The organism is Paenibacillus sp. J31P190, assembly GCF_059692075.1.
Map to the genome: position 1 here is coordinate 137,280 of NZ_JCAUAS010000007.1, position 16,882 is coordinate 154,161.

Below are 16,882 nucleotides of genomic sequence, written 5' to 3' on the forward strand. Positions count from 1 at the left end.
AATTCTTCTCCTTATTTGATGCGAGGCTTACGAAGAATTAAGCTTAAAATCGCACCACCCGTGGCAATGCAGGCTATAATTAAGAACGTGTCACCAAAAGCTAAGGCAGAGATCTTTAAATTTTGGGCGTGTTCACCAGCTTCCGCCATACGCTTTCCTATTCGCGAAGATAAGTGTCCCGTTAAAGCAGCTATGGCAAATGAATTCACAACCTGTAAAGAAGCTGAGTTTAATGGTGTTACTCGGCTTACCAGTTCACGCGGAGCAGACTTTAAAATATGAGCATTTAAGGGCATCATTGATAAGGCCATCCCACATCCCACCATAAAAAGTGGAATCATTAAAGTAATTACTCCGGTATTGAGGTTTACCCCCGAAAGCAAGAATAAAGCAATGGACATAAGGCTCAAACCGCTAAACACAAGAGGTCGAGCGCCTATTTTATCGGATATTTTCCCCGCGAATGGCGTAAATAGTAGACCTCCCAAAGAAATGGGGAGGGAGATTGCCGCACTTACGAGGGGTGTTCGACCTAATACTCCTTGCTGGAATAAGGGATTCAATAGAATGGTCCCGATCATGGAGGCTTGCAAAGCCCAGTTTATAATAATACCAAGAGTAAAATCTGGTGATTTAAATGCACGCAGCTCCAGCAATGGTTGCTTATGACGCAGCTCCACGAAAATAAGTAGGAGAAGTGCGACACCCCCAACAATCAATCCCGTTAATGCGCCAGTGGAACTCCAGCCCCTTCCCCCCTCACTCACACCATAAGTCAGCATGGAAAAAGCGATCGGGGCAAGAATTATTCCTAGAATATCGAGAGCAGGTGCTTTACCACGCTGCTGATTGGGCAGAAATTTAAGACCTACAATCACTGCAGCGATTCCAATAGGTAAATTGATTAGGAAAATCCAATGCCAAGATGCTATTCCAATTAACCATCCAGATAATAAAGGACCTGTAGCAGGGGCAATTAGCATAGGTAAACCAAGCATCCCCATAACGGCTCCTCTTTTATCGGGGGGGGCCATTCTAAAAGACATTGCCATACCGATGGGAGCTACCATTCCACCACCAAGGCCTTGTATTATGCGGAATATTACGAGCTGTTCAGTAGTTTGGGCTAAGGCACAAAGGACTGAACCAATAGTAAACAAGGTAATCGTAATGAGGAATATTCGTTTGGCTCCAAATTTATCTGTCATCCAGCCAGCTAAAGGGATAATCGTAGCTAGCGCAAGAGTATAACCGGTAATGGTCCATTGAATTGTTTTTAATGAACTGTTAAAATATTTTTGTAAACTTGGGATAGCAACATTCATAATCGTAGTATCTAGAAGAACCATAATCATACCAATCATAACGGCAAGAAGTGGAGCGATAATGGTTTTGAGCGAAAACTCTGGTGAAGATGCTAATTTCTCAGCTGATTGTGCAGACAAATGAATGTTCCTCTCTTCTGTGGCTTGATGTTTAAGCATACATCACATACAGATGACCAATGGTTTTCCGGAAAAACCGATTGGTCATCATGTGCTTAATTTTATCTAGTTTTTGAAGAATGTCAATTTTTTTTTGAAAAGAGGAAGTAGATTGAGTATAGTCAAACAAAACATCATGGATTCCGCTGAACGCTTTTTTTCGGAAAAAGGCTATCTTGCTACATCGATTCAGGATATCGCAGATGATTGCAAAATCGCAAAAGGGTCGCTATACAAATTTTTCCCTTCTAAAGAGGATTTATTCGTAGAAGTGCATCACTCAAAGCAGATTAGCCTTTTCGAAAAAATGGAAGAGATTAGATCGGACCCGACACTTACCTTAAGAGAGATTTTCATTCGTGAAACCGAATGTCAATTTTATTTTTTTATTGAGAATAATTTTATAGTGAAGAATACTTTTGAAATGCAAGCTAGTGAAGGGAAAATTGCCTCTATTCTGCTTAGTCAACGAGCAAATATTTTTAATATGAATAGAGATGCCTTGACTCGTAGGTTTGGTAAAGAAATAGAACTTAATATATGGGACCTTGTATCGATTTATAATGGGATCGTTAAAGAGTATCTTTTCTTAATTATTTTTGATAACAGGCCGTTAAATATAAAAGATGTTTCTGTATTTATTGTGGATCTCTTGGAGGAGGTCGTTGACGGCGTCCTGAATAAGAAGCCAAAAGCAATTTTACAAAATACGATGATGGATAATTATGTGGAATCAGCTTGTAAGGGCAACTCTGTTTCTGTAGTTGAACAAAGACGTAAGCTGTTCGAACTTCTTTTCTCTACCCTAAAAGAATTGGCTATAACCAATTATCACAGAACAGGACTGCATGAAGCGCTCGTTATACTCCAGGAGGAAGTTGAGCGAGATCAGCCTAGATCTGTACTAATCCTTGCCATGCTTCAGTTTTTGAAGAAAGAGAATGAGCTTAAAAGCATCATTGAACAATTAAGAAAACTCTGCTTCAATTTGGGTGAGTAATTATTTCTCACGTTACTAATCATTTAAAAGAGAATGGCATATTGCCTTTCAAGGCAATATTGTTTCAGTGGATTATAAAATTAAAATTCCAACGATATTTGTTTTAACGGCAGGACAGAAGGAACCGATTTACCCCTCCGTTTAATAGTAAGTCCAGATTACAACTTTATTTTAACTGACTTCACCTCTTCCCTGTCATCCGTTGGGAATGAGATCAAGTTTTTGTCAAAATCTGAAATAGGATAAAGTTCTTGTCATTTTGTTTTAACAAGAACTTTATCCCATAAAACAAAAAAACTACAATTTTCGCGGCCTTTAATGAGATAATGTTCTAGGCCAATTGGGATGGGCGTGGTTATTTTCATAGATGCTATTCATCTGGATGTCCAACCTCATGACCTAACAACAGTATTCTTTGGGATTCATTTGAAGTTGAAGATTGCAACGAATGTCGAAAAGTTTAACACTACAAAGATCTTTAAAATCAAGATTTCAATTATGGGATTGTGTTTGCGTCGAGGGCTGGTGACAAGAACATTGTCCCATTTTTGATGGGGTTACAAGAAACGAGGACCAATTGGTGAAGTGGACGCTTTTGAAGGCAATGATTAAAATTAACTAATCCGGGAAAATTAATGAGGGAATATATGAAAATAGAGGAGTGCACTATCATAGAAAATGGAATCAAAAAAAAAAGCTCCAGCCGATAGTGGGTCAAAAGATTACAGTGGAACATCAAATAATCAATCCGTTTTCGGCGCACATAGGACAACGAGATTAAAGTATTTTACAGGTATTTTGATAATGACTATGGTAGGGGCTTTCCAGCCCCCATCCCGGAATCTCACCGTTTAGATGACGCCCAATGCTGGGCTTACACAAAAAATCAAAGGGGTGAACCCCTTTGATTTTTTTATTTAGCCAGCCATGTTATTGACTGAGTGCTTGGTATCAAAAACAGAAATGTGGTCTACTTTTCCGCTTGATTTGGGAATAATAAATTTAACTTGAAACACATCGGATGCTTTATAAATATAAATCATGTCATCCCCGTTTACCTTTGTATCCATTGGCTTTCCTAGCGCTTGTTCAATTTGATTCAATGTTAGTGCTTGCAGCTTTGAATCGCTGGAACGAATATCAATGATTTGATCACCCTTATTGAAGCCAATGACTGCATTTTTCTTGGTGTATGTCGCATATATTCCGCTTCCCACCGCTTCTTTATGATCCGCATTCCCCCATGCTTCCTCCACATCTTCGATGAATCTTGTTTCTGCAGCAAACTCAATGCCAGCCACCTTACCTAACTTCGCTAGTTCAAGCATATCTTTAATTTGCTTAGTAACGGACGTTGTTTCTGATGATACTGGTTTTACATTAATGTTGCCACTAGGCGTTGATGCCGGCTTTGATGATGTAGTCGGAGTTGCATTTGGTGCAGTTGAAGGTTCAACTGCTGGACTAGGCGTGGTGCTAGCTATTGGAGCAGCTGCGCTCGCTGCTGGTTTTTCAGTTGATGTACATGCTGAGAATATAAGCATACTCGCAATTAACATTGGATAAACCGCTGCTTTTCTACTATAACTTTTCATAATATGCCTTCTCCCTAAATGTTTGAGTACTTACAATATTCAAACGATTAAAAGATAAGTAATGTTGCAAAATCATATGCATGGATAATCTTAACAATAGCGCAACTCACAACAGTTGTCACAATTTAATGTTTTCCCAGCAGTCATATACAAAAAGCAGTTTTATATCGGTAATCAGTATATAATCTTGATCTCATTCGGCAATCGGAATAAATTCTTGTCACTCGACAGCTGCTAGCTGCTGCTACTGCGGTTCAGCTTTTCTGCATCAATTTATCGGTGTGGTGTCCAACTTTTCCTAGTTTTCTCACCAATTAGGGCTCCGGATCCGATGGATCGTCCAGCCGTGGCTTTCCAAAAACCGTTATTCAGGCAATTAGCGTTGTCAGAACGTAAGAACCAATTCACACAGTAAATGACAAAAAGCCCCCTAGGAGGCTTTTTTGATATTACATTGCCCTTTCAGCAACAGCAACTTGAGTATTTATTACTTCTAATCGTTGCTTTAATTGCACGGCATGTGCATAGTACCCATCTGTATTAGTTACAAAAGAAAGGTATTGCTCTAAATCCTTCATAGCTAATGAATAGTCACCTTTAAACTCATTTATCAGAGCAAGACACAAAAATAAGTGATATTTATCCGGCTCTAATTTAATAACATAATCAATAGACTCTTCAACTTCAATTGAAAGAGCTTCTTTTTGTTCTAGTTTAAAAGCCCTTTTATAGTGTTGCAGAGACATCGCTAAATTTCCTACATATATGTCAATGACCGTCCATGACAAAAAGTTCGGCAATGTAACCAATGTTAGGCTAATACGTTTGAACCATTTCCCCGATATTTCGGAGAACATAACTGCTATCGCCACCGATGCAATTGTTCCGCAAAGGATAAACAGTGAATTTAGAAACAGCGTATTAAAGATAACCTTTAACGTATCATTGGATTCGATGAAAAATTGGAAATTACGCAACCCTACAAATTCACTTCCAGTAATCCCTTTAATCGGATTGAAGTTTTGGAAAGCAATCATGATCCCGCCCATTGGCAAATAGGAAAATACAAAAATAACTAACATTCCGGGTAAAGCCATTAGATCGACATTGAATTCCATGAATGCGTTATTCTTTTTTTGGACGAAACGCGCATGATAATATGATCACCTATGTTGTTCCTTTAAGTTCTCGCAATCTCCCGCTGCGTCCGCTCTTCCCCGCCAAGCTCCAGCCCAAACCGGCCAACGACGACTTCCTTCTCGCGATCGTCTAAGATTTCCAGATTGCGGTAGATTTTGCTCTTCTCTATCTTGAGCTGAACCTTATCCACGACATCGTCCGCTTCCGTCCCGAGGATGTCGATCAACGTGATTTCGTTCCCCTCTTTGTCCGTTCCGATGGGATCATGCAACGACACATCCTTGCGCGTTTTCTTCAGTGATCGCAGATGCATCAGTATCTCGTTCTCGATACAGCGAGCGGCGAAAGTCGCGAGCTTGGTCCCTTTGTTCGGCGAAAACGACTCAATGGCTTTGATCAATCCGATCGTCCCGATCGAGATCAAATCCTCGAGATCTTCCCCTGTATTGTCGAATTTTTTGAGGTTGTGGACACGAAGCAACGTAGATAGGAAACATTTGCTGCATAGTAAGATATTGAGATGGATCTTCTTTATCTGTAATTTCCTATACAAAAAAGAAGCTGCAAAAAACATGCAAGCTTCTTTTTCATACATTTCAATAAGTGAAGTATAAATCGTAGTCCACCTCAGTGAGCGGCACGATATGCGTGATCATTTCTTCCGTGTTGATCAGCCCGTCAAGCACAAGCCGGAGCCCTTCATCAAAATAACGTCGGTTCTCGATATCGCGTTTCTGCTCCTTCGAGAGAATGTCCATCCGTTTCTTATGGACTTTGAAAAAATCGACAGGTTTATGGCACGTGCCGATGCAGCCGTACATGACAATTTTCCCATTTTGAGCAGCCGCGTCAATGGCATCTACCATGCCTTCACCTTCCAAGAGACAAGGAATGACGACATCAAAACCGTCAGGAAAATCATGCTTGAGGGTTTCCATGGAATTCGCATGCTCGTGAGGAATTTTATACGTATGCGTCGAACCGTATTTTCGAGCAAGGGCCAGTTTCTCGTCGAATAATTCTCTCACCACGAGGTTGCGTGGACTATATAGTACCACTTTTCTCATAATTAGCCCGCTCACACCTTGCCCCGTAATCAGCACATTCTTGTGCGAGAGATTTCAGCCAGCTCGGGTCACGGGATACAATGGCCTGTAAAGTTACTTTATCTCTCAAATCTTCAATCGCCGGCAGATGTGAGCTGGATACCCGACCCAAACCAACAGCACCTAAGCGTATTTTATCCGCCATTCCTATCCCGCCTTCTTCTATACTCTATTCTGCTTGAAAGAGCGATTTCGTATAACGGATATCCTCACGAATAAGTCGATCTACTTCAGCTTCCGCTGTGTACTCTACCGTCAAACTGATAACTCCTTCGTACTTTCGCTTCTTCAGATAATCGGCAACACGCTCCCAAGAAGCCATCCCCTGACGTCCGGAAGTAAAGTGACGCTCCCACTGCGCGTGTTGTGCTTCCGGTCCATTGATGCGGCTATAAAAAACATTTTTGAGATTGACCATATGAAGATACGACCAGACAATATCCAGTCCAAATTCAGGCTGCTGTCCAGCCAACGCATCATGCGAGCAATCCCAGACGGCTCCCACATAATCCGGATTTAAACCTTGCAATAAGTGCATCAGACCCGAAGAATCCGGAACAAAATCACCGTAATGCTGCTGAACGCCAACTTTAACCCCATATTTCTCACAGAGCAGGGACACGTCTTCTAGGTTCTTACGAAGATTGGCTACAGATTGGAGATAGCCCTTTTCATGTGAAATCGCTGGCATAATTCGAATGCTAGGAATCCCTGCCTCTGCGCAGGCCGAAAAAATTCGCTCATCCGTTTGACTTGCCACATAAAAATACGCAAACCATGATCGGCGAAATAGGTGGCTAACTTCGGCAAACCTTTCTCCGCATCAGCGGGCTCCAATTGGAAGCCTTCCCGCAAGGGAAACTCTACTCCGTCAAACCCGCTCTCTTTCACGAACTTCACTAAATTTTGCAAGGGAGATCCGGATATCCGATATCAAAGCAAATCGCTATGCCGACTTTGCCGAAATCCGTCTCAAACACAGGGATTTCAGTGCCCAGTGTGATTTCATCGCGCTTCATTTCTCCATCGGTAGGATAGGGCGGCTCTTCCGTTGCTTTACATCAAAATGCACCAAAAATCTATGGGGTGAAAACCTCACCGGTAATGCCCATCAAAGCAATAATGGCTTTGGACTGCCCGATCATATCGATCGTTGTAATCGTTTTCTCCGGGAATGGATTCGTAAATAACGTGTTGAACACTGCCCGTTCTCCCCCACTCGTCATGGTGTATTTCTTAGCAATGACGACTGCTGGATTAATTGAAGGTACATACCAATCATCAATATTTTGTTGGAACACAATGGGTTGAGCAATTTGTGTGCCGTCTGAATAATGAATGATATAGTTACCAATCGTTGTACCGCCTGGTGCGATCGGATACATCAAGGTGTGAAGAAATCCGATTTTGCTAAGCTTTTGATTAACAGGTATACCCGTCATACTCACTGGCAAGCCCGGCCTGATTGTCGATCCGCCTGCAATCATCATAACGGTCGGTTCCGTGATGCTGTTGGGCAATTGATAAGGTATACCGCCTATCACTTGCTCCCCCGTTTGAAAATTTGAGTTGGCAATGTTCTCTGGACCAAAGTCAGCCCAGCCCCCTGCCCATCTCCTGCTGGCGTGTCGTCACGATACGATTGATTTGCCATAGCCGACAAGGAAATAAACGATTTTTTGGACGGATCCAACTGCATCGTCACCTGCTGTGGAACATCATCGAGATTGACGAAGTCGAGCGATTCGACGACAAAGGTTCCGCTGCTGTTCGCCTTCATACCAATACCTACAGTAACCCCGCTCGTTGGCAGAGGATCTATGGTAATATCTTTGGTAATCGTCACGTAGTCCGGCCCCAAATCCGTCATTTGCTTCTCGGAATAGGCCGCACCTTGATACCATAAGTAGACATTAGGATTTCCAGTAATCTTTTTAATTTTCGCGGATAATCTGTAAACGCCGGTCTTTTTAGGCATTATGCCTGTCTGTCTAATCGTAACCCGCTCTTGACCTGTCGCGCTCATTTGAACCGCATAGTTTCCTTCCTGCTGCCCTTGAACGGTACAAATGCTGCCCCCTTTGGAAGCAGTAAATAAATACTCCCAATCTTGTGGAAGTGCCGTACACAAGTTCATGTTAGAATCCCCGGTCAAACTAATAAAATCAGCGTTCCTCAACAAAGGTCTCGACTCTAAAGCTACTGCACTTAACACCTGAATCGGCCCTGAACTTACGATATAGGCAATATTCGGAGTCTGAATCACTTTATAGCCGTTAGCATTTGTTGTCACTTGAAGCGGTTGATCATAGAGGTCGGTAGCAGACTCAATATTCCCGCTAAATGTATATTCGTAAGCACCATCCGTTGTGTTGTTCGTTCCAATTATTGAGAGCGTCTTCCCGTTGGTCAATCCAAAGGAATGTCTGACTCTAAATGTATTCGTTGAGATTCCCGGCCACGTTAACAACCCCTTAATGGAACTCACTTTACGAATTTTATTATTAAATACGCCTTGCACGTAATAATCTAGTTCCGGTGAGAGGGTATTTCGGTCAAAGAAGACTTCAAACGTGCCCATATTGATAAATTTGCTGTAGCCCATCTTCAAGTAGTCGACGAGCCATTCCACGGTACTGTATAACCGGGTATCTGTATCTGGCGTTGTAAAAAACATCTGCTCGCTCATCCAATACGCGGTTCCGGGACGAGCCTGCTTTAATTTATTCACCCATGGTGTCGATTTCGAGTTCGATTTGGCGCCATCATAGCCATGAACATTATAAATATCAAAATAATTTATACCGTTTTGATACTGATCTGGGTGATCAAAAAAAGCTGTCGGCAGACTGACATTATTGGCTTCATCCGAAAAACCACTACTTAAAATCTGTGCATTGGGGTCTGCCCGCTTCGCCTCCCGATAAGCAATTTTAAGCAATTCTAAGTATTGAGCATTCGTTCCTGTGAATGTAGCCGCATTACCGGATCCTGGTTCTGCATTGAAATTCGCTTCATTGTAAATTTCCCAGTATTTCACTTCCCCCTTATAACGACTGACCGTTTGATAGATGTAATTAGCCCACTCGCCTTCAAAGTCCTTAGGCACCCATCGCTCAGGGCGCTGAGCCAAATTACTTGTTTGCATGATTGCATCCGTCGGTCTGGTCGTCGCCCAACGGGATGGATACCCTAATACGCCTAAAACCTCAAGACCTGCCGCTTTGCTTTTGGACACATATTGATCCGTTTTCTCCCAGTTGAAAGCCCCCTTTGTAGGCTCAACAACATTCCAAAGAAATACTTTGGCATCCGCCCACGTACGCGTTATTCGGGCATTCACATCCGTCCAAATTTTCGGATCCCAGTCATATTTGGAATGGAAGCCATAGAAGTCTGCATATAGCCCGTCCGTGACAGAGGTATTATTAGCTGGTAGCACGGCAATTGCACTCTCGTAGCTTAAGGTACTACTGCCCGACGATACCGTCGTGTTCAACTTGTAATACCCCTGCCCATTTAATTCAGGCAAAGCCAATTCGTGAATTGCGTATTGTCCATCGTTTTCTACTTGAACATTGAAGCTTTTACTCATGACTGTGTTATCATAAGGATCTTGTGGCGACTCGATAAGAACTTCAAAGCGCTCCGAGCTTCAACGCCTTGGCTGAAACGTTTACCTAGTGAGTATGCGAGAGATCATGTGTTCTTCACAACCCAGCCCATCGAAGAACCAGACAACCCTAAGCACTTGGAAGCTATGTTCGAGATGTTCGATGCGGAAAACATGTTGTTGTTCTCAAGCGACTACCCACACTGGGACTTTGACGATCCTACAAAAATTCTGTCGCGACTTCCACTAGAGAAGAAGCGCAAAATATTTAGTGAAAATGCGAGGAAACTGTTCGAGCTGCCATAAGCAAGCAGAAAAATCCTGCCCGAGTACATTTCGAGAACGTCCAAAGTAGTTTGGTCGCTATGTAGATCTAGTATAAAACAGATCACTAAGGCACCAGTGCCAACAAGTCCTTTTCGCTAAGTACATCCCCATACACGGCCAAACCTCCAAGCGAACCAGAGAAGAAATTCCCCATCTCGCCTGCCCGGTGGACCGCGCCAACAGTGAAATCGGACCCGTTCTCTCCACCATCGTAGATCCCGTGGAAGTAGGGGAACGGGTTGAACGCAAGCCTGGCGTCAAGCGTTCCATCGAGATACACCCTTGAGAAACAGCCGTCATAGGTAAATGCCACTAAGACCCACTCGTTAGTCCGCACCGGCGTAGCTCCGATCGCCGAGGTCATGCAATAAGGATGACCCGGTGTGGGGCCACCGCTGCAGGAAACGTGGCCACAAACTTGCTCTGCACTGTCCCAAATCCTTAGATTCAGGAATAAACAATATTGCCTCAACCATTCTGTTTCATTCCACATTCCGGCAATTGCTTGGCAATGGCCTGATTCACAAGGCTTTCGTTTAATCCATGCTAAGATCGTCATCTTCACACCATAACCGTGAAAGTTCAGTGCTGGACATTCCCTGCGCGGGATCCGCAGCCATTGTCCAAGCTCAATCGAAAGCGATTTCGGGCCAAACACGCCATCTGTATGACGAACTATGCCTTCCGTCATCTCCTCAAGTCTGTACGTATATAGCCCTAGAGCTGCGAGATCATCTTCCCCTTGAAAGTCCCAAAACGAAATCAAAGCTGGATGTTCAATGACAAGCTTACTATCCAAAAACATAGACAATCCCCCTTTGCTTCTCAGTTTACAGGCAGGGCCGCTGTCATCCAATGTAAATTCAACGTTTTTTTGAATCATTCTAAGGCGGGTATCCCAACAATAATGATTTCATCTACAACAGCCTTCACTAAGACCTATGTAAAAATAAATCTGCAGATAAAATTCAAGCTAGAGTTTGAATATATAAATATTAGAGGATATCATGCCGTGAATTCGGTTACTTTGCATAACATTCGTTACATCAGTTCAGTCAATTCAACTTTCGTTAAGGCTTGATTAAAAACAGCAAGCCCGCCATCCCGAAAAGGATGCGGCGACATAAGGCGCGGAAAAATTTACTTCATTCCATATTTCCCAATATTTTACCTCTCCTTTATATCGGCTTACCGTCTGATAAATATAGTTCCCCCATTCATCCAAGCTCTTGGGTTTCCACCTTTCCGGGCGATTGGTAAGAACGTTGCTGGGTGTCTGTACTGTTGATTCTTCTGCTGCCCATCGTGACGGATATCCCAATACACCGAGAATTTCCATGCCAGATGCTCTGGTTTCGGCAACAAAACTATCGGTCTTTTCCCATGTGAAAATCCCTTGAGTCGGCTCAACCTGGTTCCAGAGGAACATAGGCGTTTCCCAAGATCGCGCAACATTCACATTCAACCTCTTCCAAATGGAAGATTCATAATTATAGTTGGGATGTTGGCCATAATAGTTTGCAAGACTTCCATCGGGAACATTAACGTTATTGGCCGGCAATACAGAAATTGCGCTGTCGTACGAAGCAATCTTTGATCCACCTAACATAATCGAGGTGTTTATCGTATAAAGTCCTGCCGTATTCAATTCGGGTAAAGCAATTTTGTGTACCCTGTACTCGCCGTCATTTGAAATGGAAATAGGTGTATCCATTGTCACTTTTGCATTTCCATAAACATCATAAACTGCCATTTGAACGGTATAATCTTTCGGAGCTGCTGCATAATTAATTGACAGGAGAGGATAATACACACTTTCTCCCACTGAAAAGCTTTGATTCTCTGCCCTGAAAACAGGCGTTAACGAAGAATAATTTTTCGTAGTATGCCAGGACGTAACATATTTTGTTGTATGGATCATGTCGTTTGAAATTAATGATGTTGTGCCTGCATCAAGATTAAAGCTTTGTCCCGGATTTGTTGACAGCTGAGCTGGAGTTAACTGAATTGCGGATATTTTCAATTTGGAAATATGGTATGGATCGGATTTCTCCACGCTGAAATTATATGGTAAAATTCGCTCCTGAATTGGACTATCCATCGCTATAGGCGTACCAATCGCAGTGCCATTCTGATAGATATGAATGAAGCCGCCTGCTTTCCACGTAAATGCCAGATTAAACGCTGTTCCCGGTGTATATGTAAAATCGGGTACGTTCATGGAATACAACTTCGTGCCCGTTCGAATCAGGAATGAGAGTCCAGTATCCGGTGCAGGAGGAATATAGGCGCCAATCATCGTATTGCCGACATTGGGCTGTACCGGGACAACGGTAAACAAAAAGTCCCAATTGTTTCCAAATTCACTCATTGGTTTATCTATTCTTGTATTTAGTTCAATTGTTCCTTCATCCGGCCTTATAATACCCGGCACAAAGTAACGGTAAAACGTGTTCGATGGTGTGAAATAACCGTCTGCCGGTATCGTTTCTACCGTTTCGGCTGTGTTCGGTCCAACTGCGTTAACCTCCTCAGAAAACGGAATAAACGAAACTAACATCGCAATGATGAATAAGCATGTCATCATCTTGTTTCTCAATCTGTACATAACTCATACCAACCTTCCTTTTTGAAATTTAAGTGATTGTATATCGTCGAGACTCTGAAACACATAATGAACTTAATCCAGTGAGCTTCTTAGATTACCTTCAATCGGTGCTTATAGATCGCCACAAGCCCCTTCTCCGCATGCAGCGCCTTACCGTATTTTTGTGGATATCCTCTCCTTCTCGATTCAGAATGGCAGCAATCGTCACATGACTTTATCTCTTTATCACCTTGATAATACATTGAAACAGAATAGCTCAACAGTACATTGAGATAACTTCCTATGCTATTTTTATGACTTAAAATTTCTCACCTAGGCCTTGGTGAAGTAGAACAGAGACAAAAAAAAAACTCCAAGCGGAGTTCTTTGTGGTAGTGGTGCAAAGCTCTAATTCATGATAACGTAATTGATAATGAAGTCATGGGATGGAGTAACTTACTTTGGAAACCAAATTGGATTTTTTAAATGGAAGCAATATGAATCAGCAATCATTTTACTAACCGTGAGATGGTATTTAAAATATAGTTTAAGCTATCGAGACATCGTAGAAATGATGAGCGAGCGGGGTTTAAAGTTAATGATTTCATGTTATCTGAAAATCGAGATATGCCGGCAGCTAAGCGTTTCTTTACAAAGGCTTGGTCTTCTCCACATAATCAATTACCTCATGTGATCACTTTGGATAAAAACCCGGCATATCCACCAGCCATACAAGAAATAATAAATGAAAAAGCCTTACCAAAAGAAACCTTGATTAGACAGACAAAGTATCTAAACAACATTGTGGAGCAAGATCATCGGTTCATAAAAAAATCACAAAACCGATGCTTGGTTTCAAATCATTTCTAACTGCTGAACAGACGTTAAAGGGAATTGGGTAATTGCTATCTCTTTTAATTCTTGCACCATAACGTAAGTTAATGCATTTGACTGGGATCGTTGAATGATGCGCATGTTGATTTAAAGATAACTTGGAATAGGAGTCCCTGATTGCCGCTGCTTTATTTACCCACGATCAATGCGTACACAATACCGGGTCCATGAACCCCAATGGTCAGGTCATTCTCGATATCAGCCGAACGACTTGGTCCAGAGATGAAATGAATACCCGCAGGCAGGTTCTCACTTCCTGTACGATCGAAATTAACTAATGTTTCGCCTAAACGTGTTTTCAGACTTTCTACCGGAATAATAGCCATCAATACTGTCGGGAGCAAACTAACAGATCTTCCTTTGTCCCGAGATGACAGGACCGTCATGGAGCCTGTATACGCTGTAGCGTAATCCGCCATCACAATACCAAAATCCGCTTCAGCGGCGCGGGCTTTCCAGTGATTCTCCGGATCACGGTTCCAAACCGATACGCTAGTGTCTTTTAGCGCTCCTTCCAAATCAAGAGCATCAAGCTCCGATTGGTTTTGCCGGATGATATATTTAGCGCTCATTTCCTGTGCTTTATTCACTATGAATTGTTTAACATCTTCCATGGAAGTTAAACGAGCCACATATCCGCCAGCAGTTTGGAAATTTTCCGTAAATCTCTCAATTCTCTCTTCTAGAGGCCACTCGAATGCTTGCCAGAAATCAGGCGCCCCTCGGTAAGGCTGAGCCGGTTTCTCAGTCACCCGTGCTCTTCCAAGCTTGCTAGCGATGCCATTCATAAATGCTTCCTGTTTCACGCGTGACTCCGCTTCAAGCTGCGCTAACCATTCCTGATCCGTATCAGCCATGTTCATGCCCTCCTCCGGTTTTTCTTTCCTTGACAATGGCTTCCATTCGTTGGCGCACTTCCGGATCCAGCTCCTTCAGCCCTTGGCGCAGTTCCGCCTCCAATGTCCCCCACCCCTCACGGAACGATTTTTTAGGCAAACTAGGCGTTACCCGATACGAATTCCAGCCTTTGAGCGGACCCAGCTTCGTACGGATCTCTCCGTTGCGGACGACAAGTTTTTGACCGATCTTCCCGAGCTTCAGCACACCTTTGAAACGGCCCGAATTGCCCATAACCGCCGAAAAGCCTTTCATGCCAATCGCTTCAAGCTTGTTGCCATGACCGCTCTCCACCTTACGGCGCCGTAAAGAAACAAGCATATCGTGCAGAGGGATTTTGACGGGGCACGCTTCGTAGCAAGCCCCGCATAAGCTGGAGGCATTCGCAATATCGTCCCACTCGGCCACGTTTTTCTTTAACGCAGGAGTCAATACTGCGCCGATCGGGCCGCTGTACGTGCCCCCGTATGCATGCCCCCCGATATGACGGTACACCGGACAAGCGTTCAAGCAAGCGCCGCAGCGGATACAATTCAGCAGTTCTTGAAATTCGGGATCTCCCAGCTGCAAAGAACGCCCGTTATCGACGATAATAATGTGCATTTCCTCAGGACCATCGGCATCATGTTCTCTTCGCGGACCCGTAATCCCTGACATGTACACCGTCAGCTTCTGACCTGTCGCCGAACGCGGCAGAAGCGTTGCCATGACTTCCAAATCGGTCCAGGAAGGAATAATGCGCTCCATACCCATAAGCGTAATTTGCGTCTTAGGAACCGTAGTTACCATCCGGGCGTTACCTTCATTCTCGAACAGCACCATGGATCCGGTCTCGGCAATCGCGAAGTTGCAGCCTGTCATCCCGATATCAGCTTCAAGGAACTTCTCCCTCAGCTTCTTACGAACAAAACCTGCTAGAATCGAAGTATCCGGCGGCAGCGTCTCTCCGGCTTCTCTGGAGAGCAAATCCGCAATTTGATATCTATTCTTATGAATGGCCGGAATAATAATATGGGAAGGCGTTTCTCCCGCGAGTTGAATGATATACTCACCTAGATCCGACTCAATAGCTTCTATCCCGATAGATTCAAGCGCGTGATTTAGATGAAGCTCTTCGGTTACCATTGACTTTGATTTTACAACCGACTTTGCAGATTTACGTTCCGCAATAGCCAGAGCAATTTTCACCGCATCAGCCGATGCATCAGCGAAATGGACATGAACACCATTAGCACGAGCGTTATCCGCAAACAAATTCAAATAATAATCCAGATGAGCAATCGTATGCAGCCGGATTTGTCGACCTCTCTCTCTCCACTTATCCCAATTGCCGTGTTCTTCAGCAGCTTTCTTCTTACCTCCGCGCAGCCGCTCAGTCGTGAAGCGCACTGCATTGCGCAAAAACTCATCGTTAAGCGCCAGATCAGCACGTTCTTTAACGCTTGAAGCAGCAGAATTAGTAGTACTCAAGCCCGATTCACTCCTTCATGCAGCAGCTCTGCCAAGTGCATCACCTTGACGGGTTCGTTTCGAAAGCGCAGGTTGCCAGCGATATTCATTAAGCATGCCATATCGAGACCGACGAGAACTTCAGCTTCCGTTTCTTTCACATGATTCACTTTCTCTGAGACCATAGCTCCTGAGATGTCTGCCATCTTTACAGCAAAAGTCCCGCCGAACCCGCAGCAATCTTCAGCAAAAGGAAGCGGAACAAATTGTAAACCTTGGACGTTTTTCAGTAATTCCAACGGCTCATCTTTGACACCAAGAAGCCTGCTTCCGTGGCATGATGGATGATAGGTGACTTTATGAGGAAACACCGCCCCCAGATCAGTAACCCCCAACACCTGCACAAGGAACTGAGTAAACTCGTAAGTTTTTCTCTGAAGCTTTACCGCTTTCTCCAAGATAACAGGATCATCTTGAAAGAGATTCGAATAGTGATGAATCATGTAGGTGCATGAACCCGAAGGAGAGATAACAAAATCGCTATCTTCAAACGCTTTGAGAATTGTTTTGGCCGTTATCCGTGCTTCATCCCAATATCCGCTGTTATAAGCTGGTTGACCGCAGCAAGTTTGAACGTTTGGAAATTCCAACTGAACCCCATATTTGGCTAAAAGCCGCACCATCGCTTCTCCTACTCGGGGATAAATCGCATCGCTAAGACAAGTAATAAATAATGATACTTTCATGGTGCACCTCTCATCTTTATGAATTATATATTTATCAGATTGTC

The 16,882-nt window shown here is 43.4% G+C and carries 16 protein-coding genes and 2 pseudogenes; 3 read left to right on the plus strand and 15 right to left on the minus strand.

Annotated elements, in window-relative coordinates; genetic code table 11:
- Positions 1 to 11: 11 nt before the first annotated feature.
- On the minus strand, positions 12 to 1,445 hold the full coding sequence (locus AC58U0_RS15355; protein WP_497379808.1) for a DHA2 family efflux MFS transporter permease subunit: 1,434 nt from the start codon (positions 1,443 to 1,445) through the stop codon (positions 12 to 14).
- 151 nt (positions 1,446 to 1,596) lie between these two features.
- Here AC58U0_RS15355 and AC58U0_RS15360 point away from each other — a divergent pair, with 151 nt between their 5' ends.
- Entirely contained in the window at positions 1,597 to 2,484 is an 888-nt protein-coding gene (locus AC58U0_RS15360) for a TetR/AcrR family transcriptional regulator (RefSeq protein ID WP_497379809.1), read from the plus strand.
- Positions 2,485 to 3,401: 917 nt separating this feature from the next.
- On the opposite strand, the gene AC58U0_RS15365 is transcribed toward AC58U0_RS15360, so the two are convergent.
- The 9 genes and pseudogenes from AC58U0_RS15365 to AC58U0_RS15405 all read right to left on the minus strand — a co-directional run bounded on the left by AC58U0_RS15365 (position 3,402) and on the right by AC58U0_RS15405 (position 9,920).
- Positions 3,402 to 4,079, minus strand: coding sequence for a YjgB family protein (locus tag AC58U0_RS15365; RefSeq protein ID WP_497379810.1), 678 nt, complete (start codon positions 4,077 to 4,079; stop codon positions 3,402 to 3,404).
- 449 nt (positions 4,080 to 4,528) lie between these two features.
- Positions 4,529 to 5,197 (minus strand): tetratricopeptide repeat protein, encoded by a 669-nt coding sequence (locus tag AC58U0_RS15370; protein ID WP_497379811.1) that lies wholly within the window; start codon positions 5,195 to 5,197, stop codon positions 4,529 to 4,531.
- Positions 5,198 to 5,265: 68 nt separating this feature from the next.
- Positions 5,266 to 5,697, minus strand: a pseudogene (locus AC58U0_RS15375) (sigma-70 family RNA polymerase sigma factor); the annotation flags it as partial.
- A gap of 118 nt (positions 5,698 to 5,815) precedes the next feature.
- Entirely contained in the window at positions 5,816 to 6,286 is a 471-nt protein-coding gene (locus AC58U0_RS15380; protein ID WP_497379812.1) for a zinc-binding dehydrogenase, read from the minus strand.
- Positions 6,264 to 6,470, minus strand: coding sequence for a hypothetical protein (locus tag AC58U0_RS15385; protein WP_497379814.1), 207 nt, complete (start codon positions 6,468 to 6,470; stop codon positions 6,264 to 6,266). The genes AC58U0_RS15380 and AC58U0_RS15385 overlap by 23 nt, the downstream gene beginning before the upstream one ends.
- A gap of 24 nt (positions 6,471 to 6,494) precedes the next feature.
- Positions 6,495 to 7,085, minus strand: coding sequence for a sugar phosphate isomerase/epimerase family protein (locus tag AC58U0_RS15390; RefSeq protein ID WP_497379815.1), 591 nt, complete (start codon positions 7,083 to 7,085; stop codon positions 6,495 to 6,497).
- Between the two features lie 139 nt (positions 7,086 to 7,224).
- Positions 7,225 to 7,344 carry a nitrilase-related carbon-nitrogen hydrolase gene (locus tag AC58U0_RS15395; RefSeq protein WP_497379816.1) on the minus strand — a complete coding sequence of 40 codons (120 nt, stop codon included), beginning with the start codon at positions 7,342 to 7,344 and terminating at the stop codon, positions 7,225 to 7,227.
- Positions 7,345 to 7,404: 60 nt separating this feature from the next.
- Positions 7,405 to 7,869, minus strand: coding sequence for a hypothetical protein (locus AC58U0_RS15400; protein WP_497379817.1), 465 nt, complete (start codon positions 7,867 to 7,869; stop codon positions 7,405 to 7,407).
- The gene (locus tag AC58U0_RS15405) at positions 7,866 to 9,920 is read right to left on the minus strand and encodes an endo-1,4-beta-xylanase (RefSeq protein ID WP_497379818.1); all 2,055 of its coding nucleotides are present in this window, start codon (positions 9,918 to 9,920) and stop codon (positions 7,866 to 7,868) included. Before AC58U0_RS15405 ends, AC58U0_RS15400 begins: the two co-directional genes overlap by 4 nt.
- Positions 9,921 to 9,941: 21 nt before the next feature.
- On the opposite strand from AC58U0_RS15405, the gene AC58U0_RS15410 reads away from it, so the two are divergent.
- On the plus strand, positions 9,942 to 10,244 hold the full coding sequence (locus AC58U0_RS15410; protein WP_497379820.1) for an amidohydrolase family protein: 303 nt from the start codon (positions 9,942 to 9,944) through the stop codon (positions 10,242 to 10,244).
- 85 nt (positions 10,245 to 10,329) lie between these two features.
- Here AC58U0_RS15410 and AC58U0_RS15415 read toward each other — a convergent pair whose 3' ends face one another.
- Positions 10,330 to 11,070 carry a LamG-like jellyroll fold domain-containing protein gene (locus tag AC58U0_RS15415; RefSeq protein ID WP_497379821.1) on the minus strand — a complete coding sequence of 247 codons (741 nt, stop codon included), beginning with the start codon at positions 11,068 to 11,070 and terminating at the stop codon, positions 10,330 to 10,332.
- Positions 11,071 to 11,346: 276 nt separating this feature from the next.
- A complete protein-coding gene (locus AC58U0_RS15420; RefSeq protein ID WP_497379823.1) occupies positions 11,347 to 12,873 on the minus strand; it encodes a hypothetical protein in 1,527 nt (508 codons plus the stop codon).
- A 412-nt stretch (positions 12,874 to 13,285) separates the two neighbouring features.
- On the opposite strand from AC58U0_RS15420, the pseudogene AC58U0_RS15425 reads away from it, so the two are divergent.
- Positions 13,286 to 13,754 (plus strand): annotated as a pseudogene (locus AC58U0_RS15425) (IS6 family transposase).
- A gap of 120 nt (positions 13,755 to 13,874) precedes the next feature.
- Here the strand turns inward: AC58U0_RS15425 and AC58U0_RS15430 are convergent.
- The 3 genes from AC58U0_RS15430 to AC58U0_RS15440 are packed head-to-tail and all read right to left on the minus strand — an operon-like array spanning position 13,875 to position 16,838.
- A complete protein-coding gene (locus AC58U0_RS15430) occupies positions 13,875 to 14,603 on the minus strand; it encodes a LutC/YkgG family protein (RefSeq protein ID WP_497379824.1) in 729 nt (242 codons plus the stop codon).
- Positions 14,596 to 16,113 carry a LutB/LldF family L-lactate oxidation iron-sulfur protein gene (locus AC58U0_RS15435; protein ID WP_497379825.1) on the minus strand — a complete coding sequence of 506 codons (1,518 nt, stop codon included), beginning with the start codon at positions 16,111 to 16,113 and terminating at the stop codon, positions 14,596 to 14,598. The genes AC58U0_RS15430 and AC58U0_RS15435 overlap by 8 nt, the downstream gene beginning before the upstream one ends.
- Positions 16,110 to 16,838, minus strand: a complete 729-nt coding sequence (locus tag AC58U0_RS15440) for a (Fe-S)-binding protein (RefSeq protein WP_497379826.1) — start codon at positions 16,836 to 16,838, stop codon at positions 16,110 to 16,112. The genes AC58U0_RS15435 and AC58U0_RS15440 overlap by 4 nt, the downstream gene beginning before the upstream one ends.
- Positions 16,839 to 16,882 lie beyond the last annotated feature (44 nt).